This is a genomic window from Streptococcus cristatus AS 1.3089, assembly GCF_000385925.1.
Classification (GTDB): domain Bacteria; phylum Bacillota; class Bacilli; order Lactobacillales; family Streptococcaceae; genus Streptococcus; species Streptococcus cristatus_B.
Window position 1 is genome coordinate 955,719 of record NC_021175.1, and the last position, 18,797, is coordinate 974,515.

Annotated in this window: 23 protein-coding genes; 8 read left to right on the forward strand and 15 right to left on the reverse strand. The window is 38.9% G+C overall.

Annotation, left to right across the window (positions count from 1 at the left end; genetic code table 11):
• Positions 1-49: 49 nt before the first annotated feature.
• Together I872_RS04690 and I872_RS04695 are read left to right on the forward strand one after the other, a co-directional pair.
• On the forward strand, positions 50-1,768 hold the full coding sequence (locus I872_RS04690; RefSeq protein WP_015604996.1) for a phospho-sugar mutase: 1,719 nt from the start codon (positions 50-52) through the stop codon (positions 1,766-1,768).
• A 111-nt stretch (positions 1,769-1,879) separates the two neighbouring features.
• Positions 1,880-2,227, forward strand: coding sequence for a DUF6568 family protein (locus tag I872_RS04695; protein ID WP_015604997.1), 348 nt, complete (start codon positions 1,880-1,882; stop codon positions 2,225-2,227).
• Positions 2,228-3,017: 790 nt separating this feature from the next.
• Here the strand turns inward: I872_RS04695 and mutY are convergent.
• From mutY to yjbM, 5 genes are all read right to left on the reverse strand, one after another.
• The gene (mutY, locus tag I872_RS04705) at positions 3,018-4,181 is read right to left on the reverse strand and encodes an A/G-specific adenine glycosylase (protein ID WP_015604999.1); all 1,164 of its coding nucleotides are present in this window, start codon (positions 4,179-4,181) and stop codon (positions 3,018-3,020) included.
• Positions 4,182-4,396: 215 nt separating this feature from the next.
• On the reverse strand, positions 4,397-5,371 hold the full coding sequence (pta, locus tag I872_RS04710; RefSeq protein ID WP_015605000.1) for a phosphate acetyltransferase: 975 nt from the start codon (positions 5,369-5,371) through the stop codon (positions 4,397-4,399).
• Positions 5,372-5,390: 19 nt separating this feature from the next.
• Positions 5,391-6,284: an RluA family pseudouridine synthase gene (locus tag I872_RS04715; protein WP_015605001.1), complete on the reverse strand. Its 894-nt coding sequence runs from the start codon at positions 6,282-6,284 to the stop codon at positions 5,391-5,393.
• Positions 6,281-7,099 (reverse strand): NAD kinase, encoded by an 819-nt coding sequence (locus tag I872_RS04720; RefSeq protein ID WP_015605002.1) that lies wholly within the window; start codon positions 7,097-7,099, stop codon positions 6,281-6,283. Before I872_RS04720 ends, I872_RS04715 begins: the two co-directional genes overlap by 4 nt.
• Positions 7,083-7,754 carry a GTP diphosphokinase gene (gene yjbM / locus I872_RS04725; protein ID WP_015605003.1) on the reverse strand — a complete coding sequence of 224 codons (672 nt, stop codon included), beginning with the start codon at positions 7,752-7,754 and terminating at the stop codon, positions 7,083-7,085. Before yjbM ends, I872_RS04720 begins: the two co-directional genes overlap by 17 nt.
• Positions 7,755-7,849: 95 nt before the next feature.
• On the opposite strand from yjbM, the gene I872_RS04730 reads away from it, so the two are divergent.
• The 6 genes from I872_RS04730 to I872_RS04755 all read left to right on the forward strand — a co-directional run bounded on the left by I872_RS04730 (position 7,850) and on the right by I872_RS04755 (position 12,683).
• Positions 7,850-8,410: a CYTH domain-containing protein gene (locus tag I872_RS04730; RefSeq protein ID WP_015605004.1), complete on the forward strand. Its 561-nt coding sequence runs from the start codon at positions 7,850-7,852 to the stop codon at positions 8,408-8,410.
• Positions 8,411-8,505: 95 nt separating this feature from the next.
• Positions 8,506-9,444 carry a ribose-phosphate diphosphokinase gene (locus tag I872_RS04735; RefSeq protein WP_015605005.1) on the forward strand — a complete coding sequence of 313 codons (939 nt, stop codon included), beginning with the start codon at positions 8,506-8,508 and terminating at the stop codon, positions 9,442-9,444.
• 12 nt (positions 9,445-9,456) lie between these two features.
• Positions 9,457-10,569: a cysteine desulfurase family protein gene (locus tag I872_RS04740; protein ID WP_015605006.1), complete on the forward strand. Its 1,113-nt coding sequence runs from the start codon at positions 9,457-9,459 to the stop codon at positions 10,567-10,569.
• Between the two features lies 1 nt (position 10,570).
• On the forward strand, positions 10,571-10,918 hold the full coding sequence (locus I872_RS04745) for a DUF1831 domain-containing protein (protein WP_015605007.1): 348 nt from the start codon (positions 10,571-10,573) through the stop codon (positions 10,916-10,918).
• 400 nt (positions 10,919-11,318) lie between these two features.
• Positions 11,319-11,966: a redox-sensing transcriptional repressor Rex gene (locus I872_RS04750; RefSeq protein WP_015605008.1), complete on the forward strand. Its 648-nt coding sequence runs from the start codon at positions 11,319-11,321 to the stop codon at positions 11,964-11,966.
• A 24-nt stretch (positions 11,967-11,990) separates the two neighbouring features.
• A complete protein-coding gene (locus tag I872_RS04755; RefSeq protein WP_015605009.1) occupies positions 11,991-12,683 on the forward strand; it encodes a gamma-glutamyl-gamma-aminobutyrate hydrolase family protein in 693 nt (230 codons plus the stop codon).
• Here the strand turns inward: I872_RS04755 and radC are convergent.
• The 10 genes from radC to I872_RS04800 all read right to left on the reverse strand — a co-directional run bounded on the left by radC (position 12,680) and on the right by I872_RS04800 (position 18,725).
• Entirely contained in the window at positions 12,680-13,363 is a 684-nt protein-coding gene (gene radC, locus I872_RS04760) for a RadC family protein (RefSeq protein ID WP_015605010.1), read from the reverse strand. The two genes, I872_RS04755 and radC, sit on opposite strands and share 4 nt — an antisense overlap.
• 133 nt (positions 13,364-13,496) lie before the next feature.
• Positions 13,497-13,811 (reverse strand): hypothetical protein, encoded by a 315-nt coding sequence (locus I872_RS04765; RefSeq protein WP_015605011.1) that lies wholly within the window; start codon positions 13,809-13,811, stop codon positions 13,497-13,499.
• 17 nt (positions 13,812-13,828) lie between these two features.
• The gene (locus tag I872_RS04770; RefSeq protein ID WP_015605012.1) at positions 13,829-14,242 is read right to left on the reverse strand and encodes a hypothetical protein; all 414 of its coding nucleotides are present in this window, start codon (positions 14,240-14,242) and stop codon (positions 13,829-13,831) included.
• Positions 14,224-15,624 carry a hypothetical protein gene (locus I872_RS04775; protein ID WP_015605013.1) on the reverse strand — a complete coding sequence of 467 codons (1,401 nt, stop codon included), beginning with the start codon at positions 15,622-15,624 and terminating at the stop codon, positions 14,224-14,226. The genes I872_RS04770 and I872_RS04775 overlap by 19 nt, the downstream gene beginning before the upstream one ends.
• Positions 15,621-16,049, reverse strand: coding sequence for a hypothetical protein (locus I872_RS04780; RefSeq protein WP_015605014.1), 429 nt, complete (start codon positions 16,047-16,049; stop codon positions 15,621-15,623). Before I872_RS04780 ends, I872_RS04775 begins: the two co-directional genes overlap by 4 nt.
• Positions 16,050-16,348: 299 nt before the next feature.
• Complete coding sequence (locus tag I872_RS04785; RefSeq protein ID WP_015605015.1) at positions 16,349-16,765, reverse strand: hypothetical protein; 417 nt, start codon at positions 16,763-16,765, stop codon at positions 16,349-16,351.
• Positions 16,766-17,002: 237 nt separating this feature from the next.
• Entirely contained in the window at positions 17,003-17,182 is a 180-nt protein-coding gene (locus I872_RS12230) for a hypothetical protein (protein ID WP_051089035.1), read from the reverse strand.
• A gap of 49 nt (positions 17,183-17,231) precedes the next feature.
• Positions 17,232-17,429, reverse strand: a complete 198-nt coding sequence (locus tag I872_RS12235) for a hypothetical protein (RefSeq protein ID WP_015605016.1) — start codon at positions 17,427-17,429, stop codon at positions 17,232-17,234.
• A gap of 275 nt (positions 17,430-17,704) precedes the next feature.
• A complete protein-coding gene (locus I872_RS04795; protein ID WP_015605017.1) occupies positions 17,705-18,130 on the reverse strand; it encodes a hypothetical protein in 426 nt (141 codons plus the stop codon).
• A gap of 286 nt (positions 18,131-18,416) precedes the next feature.
• Complete coding sequence (locus I872_RS04800) at positions 18,417-18,725, reverse strand: hypothetical protein (protein WP_015605018.1); 309 nt, start codon at positions 18,723-18,725, stop codon at positions 18,417-18,419.
• Between the last annotated feature and the right edge of the window lie 72 nt (positions 18,726-18,797).

The window sequence follows — 18,797 nt, forward strand, 5'->3', positions numbered from 1 at the left end:
TAAAACCACACAGTGATTTTCTATCTTAAATATAAAGGAGACTCCACCTATGACCTATCAAGATAACTTCCAAAAATGGCTTGATTTTGCTGAACTTCCAGACTATCTTCGGAAAGATTTAGAAGGTATGGACGAAAAAACTAAGGAAGATGCCTTTTATACAAACCTTGAGTTCGGTACTGCCGGTATGCGCGGTCTGATTGGTGCTGGTACCAACCGTATCAATATTTATGTTGTCCGTCAGGCAACGGAAGGTTTGGCTCGTTTGATTGACGAAAAGGGAGATGAGTTCAAGAAACGTGGTGTAGCAATCGCCTACGACTCTCGCCACTTCTCACCAGAATTTGCCTTTGAATCTGCTGCAGTCTTGGCTAAACATGGCATCAAGTCTTATGTATTTGAAAGCCTGCGTCCAACTCCAGAACTTTCATTTGCAGTGCGCCATTTGGGAACTTTTGCTGGTATCATGATTACAGCCAGCCACAACCCTGCTCCATTTAACGGCTACAAGGTATATGGTGAAGACGGCGGACAAATGCCTCCGCATGATGCAGATGCATTGACTGATTACATCCGTGCGATTGAAAATCCTTTTGCGATTGAGGTCGCTGATGTTGAAGCTGAAAAAGCTTCCGGCTTGATTGAAGTGATTGGCGATGCTATTGATGCTGAATACCTCAAGGAAGTTAAAGATGTCAATATCAACCAAAAACTGATTGACGAATACGGCAAGGACATGAAGATTGTCTACACACCACTTCATGGTACTGGGGAAATGTTGGCCCGTCGCGCTCTTGCCCAAGCAGGATTTGACTCTGTCCAAGTCGTTGAAGCACAGGCTGTCGCTGATCCAGACTTCTCTACTGTTAAGTCTCCAAACCCTGAAAGCCAAGCAGCCTTTGCTTTAGCTGAGGAATTGGGTCGCAAGGTTGGTGCAGATGTCTTGGTTGCAACTGACCCAGACGCTGACCGTGTTGGTGTAGAAGTTCTGCAAAAAGACGGCAGCTATCTCAACCTTTCAGGTAACCAAATCGGAGCCATTATGGCTAAGTACATCTTAGAAGCTCATAAGAGTGCTGGAACTCTGCCAGCTAACGCAGCTCTTTGCAAATCCATAGTTTCTACCGACTTGGTAACTAAGATTGCTGAAAGCTACGGCGCAACCATGTTCAACGTCTTGACTGGTTTCAAATTTATCGCTGAAAAGATTCAAGAATTCGAAGAAAAACACAACCACACTTATATGATGGGATTTGAAGAAAGCTTCGGTTACTTGATCAAACCATTCGTACGTGATAAAGACGCCATCCAAGCCGTTCTAGTCGTGGCTGAACTTGCCGCCTACTACCGTTCACGTGGTTTGACACTTGCTGATGGTATCGAAGAAATCTACAAAGAATATGGCTACTACGCTGAAAAGACCATCTCTGTTACCCTTTCTGGTGTCGATGGTGCAGAACAAATCAAAGCAATCATGGCTAAGTTCCGTAATAATACTCCAAAAGAATGGAACCAAACAGCTATTACTGTCGTAGAAGACTTTAAGGCGCAGACTTCTACCGCTGCAGATGGTACTGTTACAGCTCTTACAACTCCTCCAAGCGATGTGCTGAAATACGCCTTGGCTGATGGTTCATGGATTGCTGTCCGTCCATCCGGAACAGAACCAAAAATCAAATTCTACATTGCCGTTGTGGGTGAAAGCAACGAAGATTCACAAGCTAAGATTGCAAATATCGAAGCGGAAATCAATGCTTTTGTAAAATAAAGACCTATAAAAGATGAGACCAAGCAATCTCATCTTTTTTTCGTATCAAATCTAAGCAATTTTAAGAACTTTATGGCATACTAGTTTTATCAAAAGAAATGAGGATTATTTATGGAACAATTTGCTCAAAATATTAAAGACTTGGAAGTCACAACTGTTGACCGAGCTCGCCAAGCTATTGCTGACAAAGAAACTGCAACTTTCTTCGTCGGTCGCCAATCTTGCCCATACTGCCGTAAATTCGCTGCTACTCTTGCAGGTGTTGTCGCTGATACCAAGGCGCATATTTTCTTTATCAATAGCGAAGAAGCTAGCGAATTAGAGAAACTGCAAGCCTTCCGTTCAGAATACAGCATTCCTACGGTTCCTGGTTTTGTTCATGTTCAAGACGGCCAAGTAGCTGTTCGTTGTGATTCTTCTATGACTGCAGATGAGATTAAAGCTTTTGTTGGGATTTAAGCACAAGTTCCCATTTAAAGGGTAGTTTATTTGCCTCTCTCTTTACAGAGTGAGAAGGACTATAAGTTATTTTAAAAACGAAAAAGACAAACAATATTGTTTGTCTTTTATTTTTCTTTCAAAGTATATATCGGAAAGCCGCGTTCTACTATTTTATCATCTAGTTTAAAATAATTTTTAAACCAATGCTTATATTTTTTAAATAAAGCTTCAATAGAGATATACAGGATGATTAGTGAAAAAATAAATAGAAAAGCGTGCCAATCTTGAAATTCCGATGAACTCTCAATGAAAATACCCCAGTATACACATGAGAAGAGCAAAAGAACTCCTAAAATTAAATTTACATATAAAATATAGCTCACAAAGAAGAGAAATTGATGTTTCTTTGATCTTTTACTGTAATAGATTTTATAGTTTTCGGTGTGTCTTTCGAAGACAGGCAAGTGAAAGGAATAGCGTCCGCTCCCGAACTTGACTAACTCAGGTAAGGCATGATAGCCACACCAATGGAAGAATTTATAGATGAACTCGCGAGTCAAAAAATAAATATTTAAACCTATAAAAATTGGAATAATGACGAAGTCAGGTTTCACCGTTGGAGAAAATACCCGCTGAAAATAAAGAAGGCAATGTAAGAAATTCAAAGCGCCTAATATAAAATAAATGACACTAGCAAGTTTGCTACGACGTCCAATAAAAGTTTTATCTGGAGGACTAGAGGTAGGGGACATATTTTAGTGATTTCCTATTCTTCGTAAATTTAATCGAGTACAACAGACTATTGACTTTAGTTTCCATCTTTTACGTTCCTAAAAGCCTCCCACATCTTCTGCTGGGGCTTGGCAAAGGGGTACTTGCCAAATTCTTCTGGATCAAGCCACAAGACCTCTCCCTCAGCTTCGTGCTGGCTATCTTTGACTCGACCATAAGCCAGCTGGATATGCCACTTACGATGACTGAAAACATGCTGCACCTTCGGAAAGGACTGTTGCTGCCAATCGACAATCAACTCATAATCCTGCTCAAAGCTTTCTTGAGGAGACAAGTCCAGATTGGGCTGATTTTCAGCCACCTCAAAGAGAGACATCTGATTATCTGATTGAAATTCCTCGACTTCAATCAAGGGAAAATGCCAAAAACCTGATAGCAAGCCAGCAGCTTCATTCTTTTCAAGCAAGAACTGTCCTTGCTCGTTTTCGATAATCAAGCCCTGCAAATAGACCGGAACTGGCTTCTTTTTAGGTGCTTTAATTGGATATTTATCCATTGTTCCGTGCAAATAAGCTGCGCTGAACTCTTTTACAGGACTGTCTTCTGGATGAGGATTAATAGGAGCTTCAATATCCGATCCCAAATCCATCAACGCCTGATTGAAATCTCCAGGTCTGTCTGGATCAATCAAAATCTCCATCATAGCCTGAAAAACCTTACGATTGCTAGGTTGGCCAATATCTAAATCAACCTCAAACAATCGACTCAGCACCCGCATGACATTTCCATCCACCGCGGGTTCAGGAAGGCCAAAGGCAATACTAGCAATGGCGCCAGCCGTATAAGGTCCAATTCCTTTGAGGCTAGCAATTTCCTCATAGTTATCAGGAAATTTTCCATCAAAATCCGTCATTATCTGCTGGGCTGCTTTTTGCATATTTCGCACCCGTGAATAATAGCCCAACCCTTCCCAAGCCTTGAGCAATCTCTCCTCTGGCGCATGTGCTAAATCAGCTACTGTCGGGAACCAGTCAAGAAAACGCTCATAGTAAGGAATCACGGTATCCACACGTGTTTGCTGCAACATAATCTCAGAAACCCAGATATGATATGGATTGTTTGTTCGGCGCCAAGGCAGGTCGCGTTTGTTTTCATCATACCAAGTCAATAATTTCTTGCGAAAAGAGGCAATTTTTTCCTCTTCCCACATTTCAATTCCAAAATTTTTTAAATCTAACATTTTTCTTATACTTAAGTAGACTAAAAAGAGAGTGGGACAGAAATCGGTAATTCGTTAGAATTCGATTTCGTCGTCCCACCTCCGCACAGTTGAGTAGGGCTGTAAAAGCTGATGAAATCAGCCTAGTAGAGCCCACTCAACCACTGTGTCTTGCTCGATAATCCAAAGACAATCGAGAGGCTAGGACTTTTGTCCCAGACTCTTTTTTAGTTATTTTATTGGTCAACACATTGTGCAGCTGTAATCAGTGTTAAGTTATAAACGTCATCTGAATTACATCCGCGAGAAAGGTCGTTTACTGGCTTATTCAATCCTTGAAGAACTGGACCGACTGCTGAGAATCCACCTAAACGCTCTGCCATTTTATAGCCGATATTCCCTGCTTCAATGCTTGGGAAGACAAAGACAGTCGCTTTACCTGCAACCTTGCTTCCTGGAGCTTTCAAAGCTGCTGTGCTTGGTACAAAGGCAGCATCAAATTGCAATTCTCCGTCAACTTCTAGGTCTGGGCGCAATTCATGAACCAACTTAGTCGCATGAACCACTTTATCAACGCTTTCTCCAAAACCAGATCCTTTAGTTGAATAGCTAAGCATGGCAATCTTCGGATCAATACCAAACATTTTGGCAGTCACAGCTGAGTTAATCGCAATTTCTGCCAAGGCTTCTGAGTCAGGATTGATGTTAATGGCACAGTCACTGAAAAGATAACGTTCTGAACCACGCACCATGAGGAAGGCACCTGAAGTTCTTGTTACATTTGGACGCGTTTTAATGATTTGCAAGGCTGGACGCACTGTAGCAGCTGTAGAGTGGATAGAGCCAGAAACCATACCATCTACGATACCGAGGTAGACCAGCATAACTCCAAAATAGTTAACGTCTGTTCTTAAAAGCTCGAGAGCTTCTTCTTCACTGATTTTGCCCTTACGACGTTCCACAAGAGCAGCTACCATTTCTTCCATTCTGTCATAGTTTTTAGGATCTATGACTTCATATCCGTCCATAATGTTTTCGATTTCCAGGTAAATACGGATTTTATCTGGATTTCCCAAAAGAACTGGTGTAACTTCTGACTCTTTTACTATGCGTTTCACCGCTTGAAGAATACGCGGTTCTTGCCCTTCTGGCAATACAATACGAACATTTTTTCCAACAACTGTGTCTCTTAGACTTTCAAAAACTTCCATGAGTTTCTCCTTTAAAATTTTAATTATTTTTTGTTAACGATGTAATAGTATTTTGGAAATCAATCGGCAACTGGGATTCCAATTGAAGCTGCTTTTCCAAAAATGGATTATAAAAAGATAAAGAGTGACAATGCAAGGCCTGACGTGTAATTCCCGCTTCCAAAGTCCCGCCATAGAGATCATCTCCAAGGAGCGGAAAGCCAAGATGGGCAAAGTGCACACGAATTTGATGGGTTCGTCCAGTGTGCAAGCGAATATCTACCAAATAGATATCTCCAAACTGCTCTACAACCTTGTAGCTGGTATGAGCATATTTGCCATCCTTTGTCACACATCTGGTGATGATGCTATCAGGGTCGCGCCCAATTGGCGCAATAATGTCCCCCTCTGGTTTAAGCTCACCGCGCCCCTGAACGAGCGCGTAATATCGCTTCTCAATCATTTTTTTCTGCAGTTGCTTATCCAGTCTTGCATGGGCATAGCCATGTTTTGCAAAGAGCATGAGACCACTGGTGTCACGATCCAATCTTGTCACAATGTGAACCTGCTGATTTTCATAATCTTGACGAATATAGTAGGCCTTGACAAAGTTTGCCATCGTATTCGAATGATTGACACTGGGGATACTGGCCACCCCTGCAGGCTTGTCTAAAACCAGAAAATGCGCATCTTCATACACGATTGACAAATCTCGATCCACGGCTTCTAGGCTTTCAAATCCCTTCTCAGAGGGAATATCTACCGTTACCTTATCGCCAATATCCAGTAAATAAATAGCGTTTTGAGGCTGATTATTGACAAGAATATTGCCACCTGCAAACTTGACCTTGGCCAAAAGCCCTTTCGAAATCTCATGCTTTTTCAAAAATGTTTTGACTTTGACATGCTCATCCGCAATAAATTCAAATCTCATTCTTGGCACTCCTCGATAAAGGAGTCTCTCACGCGATTCCAAAAGCTGGTATGGCTAGGCGAAGCTACAAAGTTAATCTTATGATTATCGATTTGGTACTCGATACGGACAATATTTTTATAAGAAAACGTTTGATTATCGACCGCTATGGTATAGTAATCATTACGTGTCGGCAGCAGTTCAATCTTATCTTTTTTAGGAACAATAACTGAGGAACCCAAGGTACGATACACACGATTGTTGAGACTAGCAATCTCTGTCACTTGCAAGGCTTCAATCGTTGGGTGTAGGACTGCTCCTCCTAAAGATTTATTGTAGGCCGTACTACCAGTCGGCGTTGAGACAGAAATCCCATCGCCTCTGAAACGCTCAAAATGAACATTATTGATGACCACATCAACAACCATTGTTCTATCGGAGCGTTTAATGGTTGCTTCATTAAGCGCTCGAATAGTTCGCGTTTCACCATTTTCAAAAGTCAGCTTGACATTCAAAATCGGATAAGAGACCTTAGCACCTGTGTCCAATTTCAGATTTTCCACTAATTTGTCGATTTCAAAGTCTCGATAGTCCGTATAAAAACCCAAATGTCCCGTATGAACACCGACAAAGCGAACCTTATCCAGCTGATCTTCATACTTGTGGAAGGCTGATAGCAGCATCCCATCACCACCAACAGAAATCACGATATCTGGATTTTTGGGTGTCAGGATAAAGCCTGCTTTCCGCAATTTTTGCATCAGAGCTTGAAATACTTCCTCACTCTGCCTTTTGCGATTGCGGATAATCGCAATTTTTTTACCTGTATTCTTCATCTGTATCGTCACTATTTCCAACACCATCATTTAACTTGCGGTGCAGAGGATCAAAGAGTGCTTGTGCTTCTTGGATGGCATCACGAATGGCTCCCATCTCTTCGTCTAGCTGGTAGGCCAGATTGGCCGTTATCTCCAAGCGTTTCTTGATCTCCTCCGGAAATTCTCCTTTATACTTATAGTTTAAAGAGTGCTCAATCGTTGCCCAAAAGTTCATGGACAAGGTACGAATCTGAATTTCTGCTAAGATAACTTTGTTTCCGTTAATCGTATCTACCTGATATTCAACGATGGCATGGTAGCTACGGTAACCGCTGGCTTTTTGTTTTTGTATGTAATCACGCTCCTGGACGATACGCATATCTGTCCGATTTCGCAAAACTTCCAAAACTTCATCCACATCGTCTACAAATTGAACCATAACACGCAAACCAGCAATATCCTGCATCTCTTGGGCTAAGTTTTCCTCAGTAATCCCTCGAAGCTCCATTTTCTCCTTGATGCTTTCAATATGCTTTACGCGACCAGTTACAAACTCAATTGGTGAATGGCGTTGCTGTTTGCGATACTGTTTGCGAATACCGCGAAGCTTGATTTTCAACTCACCAACTGCCTGAATATATGGATCCAGAAAATCTTCCCAATCTATTGTCATATACATACCTTGTCATCTATTCGTTTTTTGTATAAAATAAACACAGTTGTTATTATAACATAAAATCGCTTTCAGATAAAGAAAAGGATTTAAAAATGAACCATTTAGAAATAGAATACAAAACAATGCTAACAGAAGACGAACATAAACGACTTCTGACCTTCTTTGATCATGTCCAGCCAATTTTCCAAGTCAACTATTATATTGATTCGGCTGACTTTGCTCTCCGTGAAGCTCGTATGGCTCTGCGAGTCCGAACCACTCCTGAGGATGCAGAGTTTACTCTAAAAATTCCTCAAAAACTTGGAAATTTCGAGTATAACCAAGCCTTGTCCAAAGATGAATTTAAGAAAATTACAGAAAAATTGCAATTCCCTCAGGGAGAAATCCTAGACAAACTTCAAGAGAAAAAAATCCCAGTTGACAAACTGACAATCCTCGGAACCCTTGAAAATATTCGCTACGAAAAACAAGATACACTCGGTCTTTTTGCCTTGGACGAAAGCCGTTACTTTGGTAAAAAAGATTTCGAACTAGAATTAGAAATCAATAATATCGAAGAAGGGGAACAGAAATTCAAAGACTTTTTAAATGAAAAGCAAATCCAATACAAGCCTGGTAAAAGTAAGATTGCTAGATTTTCCGAAAACTTGTAAAAATGCTGAAATAATCTCATTTTTTTGGTAGAATAATACTTATAAATCTAAAGAGACAAAAAGAGGATGGTCATTCTAATGTCAGACAAAAAAATATGAAGCTTTTCTCCCTCAATTCCAATCACTCAATCGCTGAGAAGATTGCTGAAGCTGCTGGTCTACCGTTAGGCAAGCTCTCTTCCCGTCAATTTTCTGATGGCGAGATTCAGATTAACATTGAGGAGAGTGTCCGTGGCTACGATATTTACATCATTCAATCCACCAGCTTTCCGGTCAATAATCACTTGATGGAGTTATTGATTATGGTCGATGCTTGTAAACGAGCAAGTGCCAATACCGTGACCGTTGTCATGCCCTATTTCGGTTATGCCCGCCAAGATCGGACGGCTGCTCCTCGCGAGCCAATCACTGCAAAACTCGTTGCCAATATGCTGGTTGGAGCTGGCGTAGACAGAGTTATCTCACTTGACCTTCACGCCGTCCAAGTACAAGGCTTCTTTGATATCCCAGTCGATAACCTCTTCACAATTCCGTTGTTTGCTGAACATTATTGCAACATGGGCTTAACTGGTGAGGATGTCGTCGTTGTCAGTCCGAAAAATTCTGGCGTCAAGCGCGCTCGTAGTTTGGCAGAATATCTTGATGCTCCAATCGCTATCATCGACTATGGTGAAGATGAAGCAGGACGCTCTGAAGGCTATATCATCGGTGATGTTGAAGGCAGAAAAGCGATTTTGATTGACGATATCTTAAATACTGGACGTACTTTCTCAGAAGCTGCTAAAATCGTCGAACGCGAAGGAGCTGTCGAAATCTATGCCGTATCTAGTCATGGCTTATTTGCAGATAAGGCTGCAGAATTGCTAGACAATGTCCCTATCCGAGAAATCTTGGTGACTGACTCTGTTGATACGAAAGAAAAGACTCCGAAGAATGTTCACTACATCACAGCCAGCGAGTTGATTGGCGATGCTATCGTGCGTATCCAAGAAAGAAGACCAGTCAGCCCACTATTTGCTTTTCAAAAGAAATAAGAGATAAGATTCGTGATTTATTTAGATAATGCTGCTACGACTGCCTTGTCGCCTGCCGCAATTGAGTCCATGACTCAGGCAATGACAATCTTCGGAAATCCATCCAGTACCCACAGCCACGGTCGAGAAGCCAATAAGCTGCTTAGGCAGGCTCGCGAAGATATTGCCAAGGTTCTACACACACAGAGTAAAAATGTTCTCTTCACCTCAGGAGGAACTGAAAGCAATAACACTGCCATTAAGGGCTATGCCCTGCGGCATCAAGATCAAGGCAAACATATTATTACTACTGCCATTGAACACCATGCGGTTTTAGAACCTGTTGAATACTTGGTAGAGCACTTTGGCTTTGAATCCACTATTATTCAGCCAGTGGATGGGCAAATCCGAACTGAAGATATCAAGAATGCCCTCAGACCGGATACTATCCTCGTCTCAGTCATGGCTGTCAATAATGAAACAGGCTACATTTTGCCGATTCAAGAAATTGGTGAATTGCTAAAAGATCATCCTGCTGCTTTTCATGTCGATGCAGTCCAAGCTGTCGGCAAGCTCCCTATCTATCCTGAAGGATGGGGAATCAATTTCTTGAGTGCCTCAGCCCACAAATTCCACGGCCCAAAAGGAGTCGGATTTCTCTATGCTGACCAGATGGATTTTGATAATTTCATGCATGGCGGCGATCAAGAAAATAAGCATCGAGCAGGTACAGAAAACCTCGTTTCGATTGTTGGGATGGCAACTGCCCTTTCTGAAAGTGTTGCCCATTTAGAGGAAAATCTGGCGCATGCCCAGCAGTTAAAAGATACTTTACTGGACAACCTAACGGATATAGACTACTACCTAAACGAAAGTCAGCCTAGCCTGCCTTATGTTGTCAATATTGGATTTCCAAACCAAAAGAATGATCTTATCTTGCTTCAAATGGACCTTAATGGCTTTTCAATCTCGACTGGCTCTGCTTGTACAGCAGGAGCTGTTCAGCCCAGCCATGTCCTTCAAGCCCTCTATGGGCGAGATTCTGAACGCCTAAAAGAATCCATTCGTATCAGTGTGTCAGACCAAACTAGCATCCAAGAAATCAAACTCTTCAGCCAAAAACTAAAAGAAATACTAGGAGGATAAGATGGCTTTTCAAACATCTGTTAGCTTAGCAAACTGCAACTTCACCTATTCGCTCCATCCAAACGTTAAAAAATTTGCCTTGCGGGACAACACATTCGTTGAAACAAAAGTTGGAAATTACGAGCTTTCTCGCTTACTAGAGGAGGTGCCCAACAGTGGCGATGGATTCTTGCTTAAGATTATCATCAATAAGGATTTAAACGGAGCAAAAATCAATATTACCGACAAATCTGGTTTAAGACTGGTTAATATCTTCAAATCAGAAAAACATGATATCATTCAGCAAAAATTCTATTTCCTGATGGATAGTTTAGTTGAAAGAGACATTTTTGAAAAAACACCCCAATAAAACGGTGAGACAATGAACTAATTGTTCAAAAATAGAGCTTGCTCACTTGTTTCTAAACTCCCAAACCCTTGAGCTGGAAACTATCTCATCACAAGCTTTTGAACAGGATAAAAAAGAGGCTGGGACAAAAGTCCTAGCCTCTCAATGGTCTTTGGATTGTCAAGCAAGACGCAGTGGTTGAGTGGGCTCTATTACGCTGATTTCATCAGCTTTTACAGCCCTACTCAACTGTGCGGAGGTGGAACTACGAAATCGAATTCTAACGAATTACCGATTTCTGTCCCACTCTCTTTTCTGCGCTATTAGTTTTACTTATTGGCATTAGCATATTTTGCTCATCAAATTAGTTGATTTTTTCACAAACTTTCTATAAAATAGAAAATAGAAAGGTCGTGATTTTGTGAAAACTGAAAAAAGCAATTCTATTCCCCGTGCTACTGCTAAGCGGCTCTCGCTCTACTATCGAATTTTCAAACGATTTAACTCTGAGAATATCGAAAAAGCCAATTCAAAACAAATCGCAGAGGCGATTGGAATCGACTCTGCTACTGTTCGGCGTGATTTTTCTTACTTCGGTGAGTTGGGGCGCAGAGGTTTTGGCTACGATGTCAAGAAACTCATGAATTTCTTTGCCAATCTTCTCAACGATAACTCGATTACAAATGTCATGATTGTTGGTGTCGGAAATATGGGACGTGCTCTTTTACACTACCGTTTTCACGAACGCAATAAAATGAAAATCGTGATGGCCTTTGATACAGATGATTATTCTGATGTCGGAACCACCACAAATGATGGAATTCCTATTTACGGAATTTCTCAAATTAAAGAAAAAGTCCAAGAAGGAAATGTAAAGACTGCCATTCTGACAGTACCAAGTGTTAAGGCGCAAGAAGTCGCATCCATCTTGGTAGATGCTGGTATCAAAGGAATTCTCTGCTTCTCTCCTGTGCACTTGTCTGTCCCTAAAGATGTTGTTGTGCAGTACGTAGACCTAACCAGCGAACTCCAAACCTTGCTCTATTTCATGAGAAAAGATGATGAGTAAGATGAGAAAGGAAACATCCACTTTATGAAAAAACCGATTATCGGTATAACAGGAAACCAAAGGGACATCCCAAATGACCAATTCATTCATATAAGTTATACTGCAACTGGCTTTATTGAGGGAATCAAACAAGTCGGAGGCATTCCAATTATCTTGCCCATTGGTGATGAGGAATTAGCCGAGTCTTATATTACTATGATTGACAAACTGATTTTGACTGGTGGGCAAAATGTCAACCCTCATTTCTACGGCGAAGAGCAGACTATCGTAAGTGACGATTATCTGCTTCAAAGGGATCTCTTTGAACTGGCTCTCATCCGAGAAGCGCGAAAGCAAAACAAGCCTATTTTTGGCGTCTGTCGCGGTACCCAGCTTTACAATGTCGCCATGGGTGGCACACTTCACCAAGACATTGAAAATCACTGGCAAGATAGCACCGCTCAATATACCACACAGACTATGGTCACTAAAAACGGCTCCATCCTCCATGAATTATACGGTTCTACTTGCCAAATTAACTCATTCCATCACCAAAGTATCAAAGATTTAGCAAGAAATTTGGAAGTTATTGCCTACGATCCTAGTGACAAGGTCATTGAGGCGGTTACCTCGACTGATGGGAGTCCCTTCCTCGGTGTTCAGTGGCATCCAGAATACCTCTTCCCTACAAGACCAGGGGATTTAGCCTTGTTTGATTATGTGGTTCATAAACTTTAGATCAAATCCGTTTTTTCACGATAGCTATAATAATCATGTTTTGAGACGATTAAATGATCTAAAAGAACCAAGCCCATTAGCTCACAGGCCTCTTTCATATGTTTGGTGACTTCGTCGTCATTCTTACTTGGCAGTGTTACTCCAGAAGGATGATTATGCACAAGTATAATAGCGGTCGCCAAGTGTTTAAGCGCATAATGCAAAATTTCGCGCGGTTCAGCAATGCTTCTAGTTACCGTGCCTACAAAGATTGTCTGCTGATGGATAATCTGGTTTTGACTGTTGAGATAAATAGCGACTAAACACTCCTGCTTTTTATCTCCCAATTCTACCTGCATTTTACGAGCCAGTTTTTGACTTCCAAGAATTTGCTCCCTCTCCAGCACTTCCGCCTTATTGATACGGCAGCCAAGCTCAATAATAGCCTGTAACTCAACAGCCTTCACAGGCCCAATTCCCGAAATTGTCTGCAATTCTTGCAAAGTCAGATATTTCAAATCATTCAAACTAGAAATCGATGATAAAATCTTTTGAGAAACTTGAAAGACAGTTTCTTTTTTGCTGCCTGTTCGCAAAAATATAGATAATAATTCCTGATTACTGAGTTTATCCGCTCCTTCTCTTATCAGCCGTTCACGCGGCATCATGCTTATGTCATCCTGCAATGAAATACGATACATATCAACCTCCTTACCTATTAATTCGATATTCAGTAAAAAAAGAACCTAAATAAATGAACTACATACCAAAAGGTTAGACACAAAATCTATCGATTAGGCGAGTTCATTTATTTAGGCTATTTATTATTAATTGCTAAATCTTATCATATTTGTTGCTTGCTGTTGTAACAGCCTCTCTAACGGATGTAGACCATTGTCCCTTGATGGCACTATCTAAAGTATCATTAATCCCCTTGATAGCCAACTTTCCTTCCTTTGCAACTTTACTAATCGCTTCCTTAGATTTGGTCTTAATACCATCACTTTTACTAAGAATATGTGGAGCATAAACATTTGTTATCAAAGATTTTTCAATCTGTTTTTGAATAGCAAGCAGACGCGTTCCTAAATCATCGAAATTTCCTACAGTAAATACACCTGTAATATCCTCAGTTAATGTTGTTGCCATTTTAGCATCACTTCCTTTTACTCTCTAGTTTTATTATTGTCATCTGCGGCTATTCTCCTACGCAGATAAGCCTCCTCTAACTTATCATCTAGATATCGTCTTTCTCGTCGGAAATTATCACTCTCTTTTAAAGATTCTAATTCCAATATTTTTTGCGCCTCCGTCAAGGCATCTTCCGATAACATTTGGTAAGATTCCATCTCTCTATTAAGAATCCTATAAAAATCCTGATCCGCATCAGTAGATTTCAAATAATGTAACGTTTTTTCGTACTTTTCATCAAGAATATTTTGTATGGCACGACGCGCAGTTTGAAAATAATCAATTCTTTCCTCAAATTCTTGCAACTTTTCTCGATGCCGCTCTTCCAATTCTTCTAATTCTTTAGTTTTCTTTTCGACTTCACGTTGTGCTAATTCAAATTTCTCCATTGATTGAATTCCCCTGCTAAAGCTATGTCTTCTTCGAGTTTTTTGTTTATACCAGCTGCAATTTTATCTTTTAATTTAGTCATTTCGTCTAATATTTGACTCGCTTTGTTGAGCTTATTTTGTAGAGAGATTTCTACATTTCCGACAACACTATCATGCGTGACACCACCAGCTGCAAAAGCCGATCTAATCTCATCAGGACTAAGACTACTGACCATAAACGGAGACTTGGTCGTTTCAAATAAAGACTCAACTTCTTCTACCCCTCTTTGTTTCTCAATCTTAATCTGATCCAAAACTTGCTGAGCAGCATTAACAAGAGCATTTGCACCAATAGTAGCTTGCTCGCTGTCTAGAAAAATTCGTTCGTTACTACTTAAGCCACCTCCGCTTTCTGTAAGTAAGCTTTTCATACCATAATACCGCAACATTCTTGTTTTTGTTTCTAGGATGAGGGCATTCGCATTTCCTTTTGCTGTATTGGTCACAACATTGCCGTTTTCATCAATGAGTTGACCTTTATTATTAAATCTCCAAGTATTATAACTATGATATTTATCCCCCAGACTATAGATCTTATCTGCCTTTTCTTTCCAAGAAAGTTTATCATCCTGTAAAATTCGTAAAGATTCATCAACAAAACTAGCATCTGTCATATTGACATAAATGGCAACGCCTGTTTTATTCCCCAAAATGTTCCCCAAAAACATATCATTTGGATTTCTAAAGTTACGAAATTGCTCTGGATGCGCCTGCATATAGGCTATTTCTTCTTCCGAAACAATATTATGAATATCTGGACCATTAAAGCCAACATTATTCCATCCCATTTTTAAGGCAGTATAAAGTGCCATAGACTCTCCCAAAGAATGACCATTCGTTGTTATAATGGCATTGGGATTTTCTTTACGAACCTTTTTCTCTACTCGCTGGGCAAACTCTAATGCTGTTTTTGACTGAACATCTACAATGTTTTCGACAACTTCCTTTTTAACACTATCGTTAAAATGTCCTTCTAGAATGCCTTTGCCCATCCCTGAAATTGAGGGGAGACCTGTTATCATTTTATCCGTAAAACCCATACCTAGATTTTCAATGTCATTCAGGACATCTTTTTTATCTCCAAAATTGGTTCCAACATAAGAAACCACTACCTGACTGTAGTCTACGTTCCCTTTATCATCAATAGGAGCAACAGCCATAGCTTGCATACTATTATCCGTTGGTTCAGCAGAATTACCAATAGCATCAATAACTCGGAACTGACGGCCGTTTATGTCAATCGTTTCTCCAACTGATAATTGCTTATCAGGATTGTCTACTGGGTCAATCTCATAAACACGTGTTGCAATTTTATTATAATCCGCATCTGTTATGTTCATTTCTTCTCTCCATAATATATAACATTTATTTGGGTTTCCGATAATTTTGTATAACTAGTTGGAACTTCCTTTCGTTTTAGTACCTCCGAGTTATTATGATAAGATAACCCATAATGCTGTATATCGTAACTATCTTCTAAGTCTGTTGAAACTTCTATTTTATCGTTTACCGAGAAATAAATGAATCTAGGTCTACCAAATCCGCCTTTTGAAATACTTTCAAACTCTATTTTATGAACATCTTCAAAATTATTGACCAAAAATAAAGCAAGAGCCTCTTCTTGTTTTCTAATTATCTTTTTCTCTTCTGCTGTCAATGTTACTTCCTCCTTCTGTTCTGTTTTTTTCTGCTGACTACAGGCACTGAGCGTTCCCAACCCTAGAAATCCAATAAATACTATCAAAAGTAACTTAAATATTTTCATAAATACTCCTTTCCTTTATAGAGTTCAAAATCTTCAACTATGCTGACATAGTTATATTATAGCAAAATAATTATAAAATAAGCAAGCGCTTACATCTTTCGTAATCCCTTTTAATATAATAAACTAAATCTTATGTACTTTTACTGACTCAACAGAAGCATCAATGACTCGGAATTTCGACCGTTAACGTCAAATTCCTTTCCCACACTAAATTGTTCTTCTGCTTTATACTCTTTTGGATCCAAACTATAGGCTTTATTAGATATTATGTTGTAATCTTTATCAGTCAATCGCACTATTTAATAATCCTCGTAATAAATAACCTCTACTCCGTCTAAACTAGTTAACTGTGTTGGAGGTTTCTTCTCTATCAAATGAAAGTCTTGAGGATCATATCCTATTGAATAATATCCATCTTTACTTTCCAACTCTGTTGGTAAAATATAACTATTATCATTGACCTTTATAGTGATTGTATCACCCGTCCCAAAACCACCTTTATGAAAATTTACAAATTCTATTTTTTTCACATCTTCATAATGATTAACCAGATACAACGCGATTTTTTCTTCTTCTTTACGAAGTTTCTTTTTCTCCTCTGTTGTCAATGTAACTTCCTCCTTCTGTTCTGTTTTTCTTTGTTGACTACAGGCACTGAGTGTTCCCAATCCTAGAAATCCAATAAATACTACCAAAAATAACTTAGGTATTTTCATAAATACTCCTTTTCTTTATAAAGTTCAAAATCTTCAACTATGCTAACATAGTTATATTATAGCAAAATGATTATAAACCAAGCAGGCGTTTACATCTACAGAAGCATTAATGACTCGGTATTTCAACTGTTGACATAAAAAATTTGACCTAATTTCTTTGCGAGTCTTCATTGTTTTTAGGAGCTAATTTGTAAAACTTTTTTGCTATTTATTTGTAAACTTCATCAGTTACACTATTCATTTTCTTCCCTCATAATAAATCACTTTCTCTTTCAGCTCATCTATATTTGAAAATGAAGAAGGAGCTTCTTTTCTTACTAAAAATTTTGAACTTTGATGATAACCCAAAGAATAATGATCAATATCATATGTGTCCTGCAGACTAGAATCCACAAGAAGTTTATCGTTAATTTTCATATATGCCACATCGGAAGTTCCAAACCACCTTTTACTATACTTATAAATTCTATTTTTCAATATCCTCAAAATTATTAATCAAAAATAAAGCAAGAGCCTCTTCTTGTTTTCTGATTATCCTTTTTTCTTCTGCTGTCAATGTTAACTCCTCCTTCTGTCCTGTTTTTTTCTGCTGACTACAGGCACTGAGTGTTCCTATCCCTAGAAATCCAATAAAGACTATCAAAAGCAACTTAGATATTTTCATAAATACTCCTTTCCTTTATAAATCTCAAAATCTTCAACTATTCTAACATAGTTATATTATAGCAAAATGATTATAAACCAAGCAGGCGTTTACATCTTTTGCAATCCCTCTAATATCAATAAAACTAAATCTCATCTACCATCATAGAATAACTCAAAATTTTCGACCGTGACCATCAATCAATTCTCCAACTGATTATTGTTTCTCTGAATGATCTAGTGTATCAAACTCATAAACATAGGTCGTAATTGTATAATAATCTGCATCCGTTATATTCATTTATTTTCTCCATAATATACAACATATAATTGAGCCTCTGATAATTTTGTAAATTTAGAAGGAACTTCCTTACGTTTTAGTTCCTCTGAGCTATTATGATAGACCAAGCCATAATGCTGTATATCGTAACTATCTTTTAAGTCTGTTGAAACTTCTATTTTATCGTTTACCGAGAAATAAATGAATCTAGGTCTACCAAGTCCGCCTTTTGAAATACTTACAAACTCTATTTTATGAACATCCTCAAAATTATTGACCAAAAATAAAGCAAGAGCCTCTTCTTGTTTTCTGATTATCCTTTTCTCTTCAGCTGTCAATGTTAACTCCTCCTTCTGTCCGTTTTTCTGTTGACTACAGGCACTGAGTGTTCCCAACCCTAGAAATCCAATAAATACTATCAAAAGTAACTTAGATATTTTCATAAATATTCCTTTCCTTTATAGAGTTCAAAATTCTCAACCATACTAATCTGGCTATAATGTAGCCAAAAAATCATAAATAAAGCGAGTACTTATATAATTTGCAAAACTTTTCAAGATAGATCGAACTAAATCTTACATACTATCATAGAATGACTCGGGATTTCAATAGTTTATATCAGTTGGATCTCCAATTTGTATCTACTGTTCACTTTTATATTCTTCTGGATAAAATTTATACACATTACGTGCTAATTCTTTATAATCTTTTTCAGTAATTTTCGACATATTATGTACCTAAATTATATATTACTTCAATTCCTTCAAGTGTCTCAAAATCAGTCGTTTTTTCCTTTTTCATTAAAGTCTTCTCACCTTTTTTATAGGCTAAACTATAACCATTATCATAATTGTCATCTAAAAACGAACTAATACTAATATTATCATTCACTTTTAGAAAAACACTTCTAGACTGGGCAAATTCTTTTCTAGAGACATCTGTGAACTCAATTTTATTAATCCCTTCATAGTTATTCACTAAAAACAAAGCTAGATTTTTTTCTTGTTTTTGAACTTCTTTTTTCTCTTCTTCTGTCAATGTAACTTTCTCTTTCTGTCCTGTTTTTTCTGCTGACTACAGGCGCCGAGTGTTCCCAATCCTAAAACTCCA